At 62.8% G+C, this 2,852-nt stretch carries 3 protein-coding genes; all 3 read right to left on the bottom strand.

Annotation, left to right across the window (positions count from 1 at the left end; genetic code table 11):
* Positions 1–117: 117 nt before the first annotated feature.
* Positions 118–885: an amino acid ABC transporter ATP-binding protein gene (locus WMO66_RS05705; protein WP_349135430.1), complete on the bottom strand. Its 768-nt coding sequence runs from the start codon at positions 883–885 to the stop codon at positions 118–120.
* A 14-nt stretch (positions 886–899) separates the two neighbouring features.
* Positions 900–1,568: an amino acid ABC transporter permease gene (locus WMO66_RS05700; protein ID WP_349135429.1), complete on the bottom strand. Its 669-nt coding sequence runs from the start codon at positions 1,566–1,568 to the stop codon at positions 900–902.
* A gap of 102 nt (positions 1,569–1,670) precedes the next feature.
* The gene (locus WMO66_RS05695; protein WP_349135428.1) at positions 1,671–2,489 is read right to left on the bottom strand and encodes a transporter substrate-binding domain-containing protein; all 819 of its coding nucleotides are present in this window, start codon (positions 2,487–2,489) and stop codon (positions 1,671–1,673) included.
* Positions 2,490–2,852 lie beyond the last annotated feature (363 nt).

Here is a 2,852-nt window from a genome sequence, read left to right as displayed (position 1 = left end):
TCCCCTACAATAGCGGGTGCGGTCGGCGGAACTGCTTCAAAATTTGCAACTGCCAATGGCGCTCAGGGAGCGCCGCTGCGGGCACCGTTGGGGGTCATCACCCGTTTAACGGCGCCCTTATTTCACATACGCGGCGAGGAACTGCCGCGTGCGGTCGTTTTTCGGGTGGAGGAACAGCTCGTCCGGCGTGCCGGACTCTGCCACGACGCCGCGCTCCAGAAAAATGACCTGATCGGACACATCGTGGGCGAACTGCAGCTCGTGCGTCACGACGATCATCGTCATGCGCCGCTCGGCGAGGCTGCGGATGACGCGCAGCACCTCGCCCGTCAGCTCCGGGTCCAGCGCGCTCGTCGGCTCGTCGAAGCACAGCACGTCCGGCTGCAGGGCCAGCGCCCGCGCGATGGCCACGCGCTGCTGCTGCCCGCCGGAGAGCTGGCCGGGATAGCGGTCCTGCTGGGCCAGCAGGCCGACCTGCCCGAGCAGGCGGACCGCCTCGTCGTCGATGCGCTGCAGGATCGCGCGGCGGTTCGCGCGGTAGTCCGGGCGGCGCTTTGCCTGCAGGCGGCCGGCCAGCGTGACGTTTTCGCGCACGGTGTACTGCGGGAAAAGGTGAAAGGCCTGAAACACCAGCCCGAACGGCAGTCTGCCGCTGCGCTGCGCCGTGCGGACGCCGCCGTCAAACAGCGTCTCGCCCGCCACGCGGATGCACCCGGCATCCGGCTGCTCCAGCGCGTTCAGGCAGCGCAGCAGCGTTGTCTTGCCGCTGCCGGACGAGCCGAGGATGGCCAGCGTCTGGCCCTGCTCCAGCGAGAACGAGACGTCCTGCAGGACGGGCGTCCCGCCGAAGCGCTTTTCCAGATGCTCGACTTCCAGAATGGTCATGTCCGCCCCTCCTCTCAGGAAAAATACTGCAGCCGCTTTTCGATGCGGCCGAACAGCAGCGTCAGGATGCCGTTAAAGGCCAGATAGTACACGCCCGTGAAGAAGATCGGCCACAGCAGGCCGGAATAGCCGTGTGAGCCCTTCAGGAAGGCATAGCCGGAGTAGATGAGCTCCTGCATGGAGATGATGCGCGCGATGGACGTGTCCTTCACGAGCGTGATGACCTCGTTCGAGAGCGGCGGCACGATGCGCTTGACCATCTGCAGCAGCGTGATGTGGAGGAACGTCTGCGGTCCGGTCAGGCCGAGCACCTGCGCTGCCTCCTGCTGGCCCTTTGGCACGCCCTCGATGCCCGCGCGGAAAATTTCCGAGAAATAAAAGGCATAGTTCAGGATGAACGCGATGGCCGAGGCGAGGAACCGCCCCGATTCGCCGGGCGCCCACGGGCTCGTGCCCAGGAGCACGCCCGGAACATAATACAGGATCAGCAGCTGCAGCATGAGCGGCGTGCCGCGGACGATCCAGACGAGCGTCCGCGTCAGCCATTTGAGCGGCTTGAAGCGGCTCATGGAGCAGAAGGACAGCAGCAGCCCGAGCGGAAGCGCGCCCGCCAGCGTGACGGCAAAGAGCTTGAGCGTCTGCAAAAAGCCGCCGTTCAGAGCGCCAAGTACGGTTCTGATCATAACTGTTCTGTCCTTTCCTTAGGGTAAGACCACACAATGCAGCAAGCGCATTCGGCGAAAAATATCCGACGAAGGCCGAAGATGCAATTGTGCGGTATTGCCTTAGAATTCCTTCTGCTCGATCAGCGCGGCCTGCACGCCGTACTGCTCGGCCAGTGCCTGCAGCGCGCCGCTTTCCCACTGCTGCCGGAAAAATTCGTTCAGTGCCGCAGCGGCGTCAGAGCCCTTGCGGAAGCCGACGCCATACTGCTCGCCGGTCTCGGCGTTTAGCACCGGGCCGATGGCCAGATCGGCGTAGTTCGTGCCCTCGCCGACCATTGCGCCCGCCATGAGCGAGTCGATGATGGCGGCGTCCGCCGTGCCGGACTTGACCTCCAGCAGGGCCGTGGCCTGATCGACGACGTCCGTATACGTCAGGCCCTTTTCCTCGGCCTGCGCCATACCGGCCGAGCCGGATTCCACGGCGAAGCGCAGCCCGCTCAGCGAGTCGACCGTGCCGTAATTTGCGGCCTTGTCCGCCGGGAGAATGACGACCTGCGCGTTGTTGCAGTAGGCATTCGAGCACGCCATGGAGGATGTGACCTCGTCCGTCAGCGTCATGCCGTTCCAGACGACGTCGATGGTCTTGCCGTCCAGCTCCATGACCTTGTTGTCCCATTCGATGGTCTGGAACTGGACCTCCACGCCGAGGGACTCGGCAAAGGCCTTTGCAAGGTCGGCGTCAAAGCCGATCCAGCTGCCGTCGGCATCCTGATAGTCCATCGGGGCGAAGTCGGTGATGCCGACGACGAGCGTGCCCTTCTGCTTGATGTATTCGAGATCGGAGCCGGTGGAGGCTTCCTTTTTCCCGCAGCCCATCAGCATGGCGGGGACGAGGGAGAGCGCAAGCGCGGAAGCGGCAAATCTGGCAAAACGGTTCATAGTGAATTCCTCCAAGACGGCAGGCCGTGCCGAAAATTTATTGTGCTAATATGATAGCACATTAGCGTAATAAAGCAATAGGGATTTTTTAATTCGGGAAGGATTCGGAGAAATACACAAGCGGGTAAGGATCGAGAGAACAGAAAATAGGAAAATTGCCAATAATCGTCGTAGGGGAGGGGCATGCCCCTCCCGGCGTTATACTGCCGATTCGCACAGGCCACCGTCAAAACGGCGATGGCCTCCGACGGGATCTGTAGCGGTGCCCCCTGAGCGCCCAGTAGGGGACATTCAACCGCAGAAGTGCTCTGGTGCACCACTGCACCGCCCTGACGTGTCATTGCGAGGAGGCCAACGGCCGAC

Source organism: Faecousia intestinalis (genome assembly GCF_040096185.1).
GTDB lineage: Bacteria > Bacillota > Clostridia > Oscillospirales > Oscillospiraceae > JAZOXB01.
Note: the sequence above shows the minus strand (reverse complement) of the source record. Positions and strands in the feature narration are given on the sequence as shown.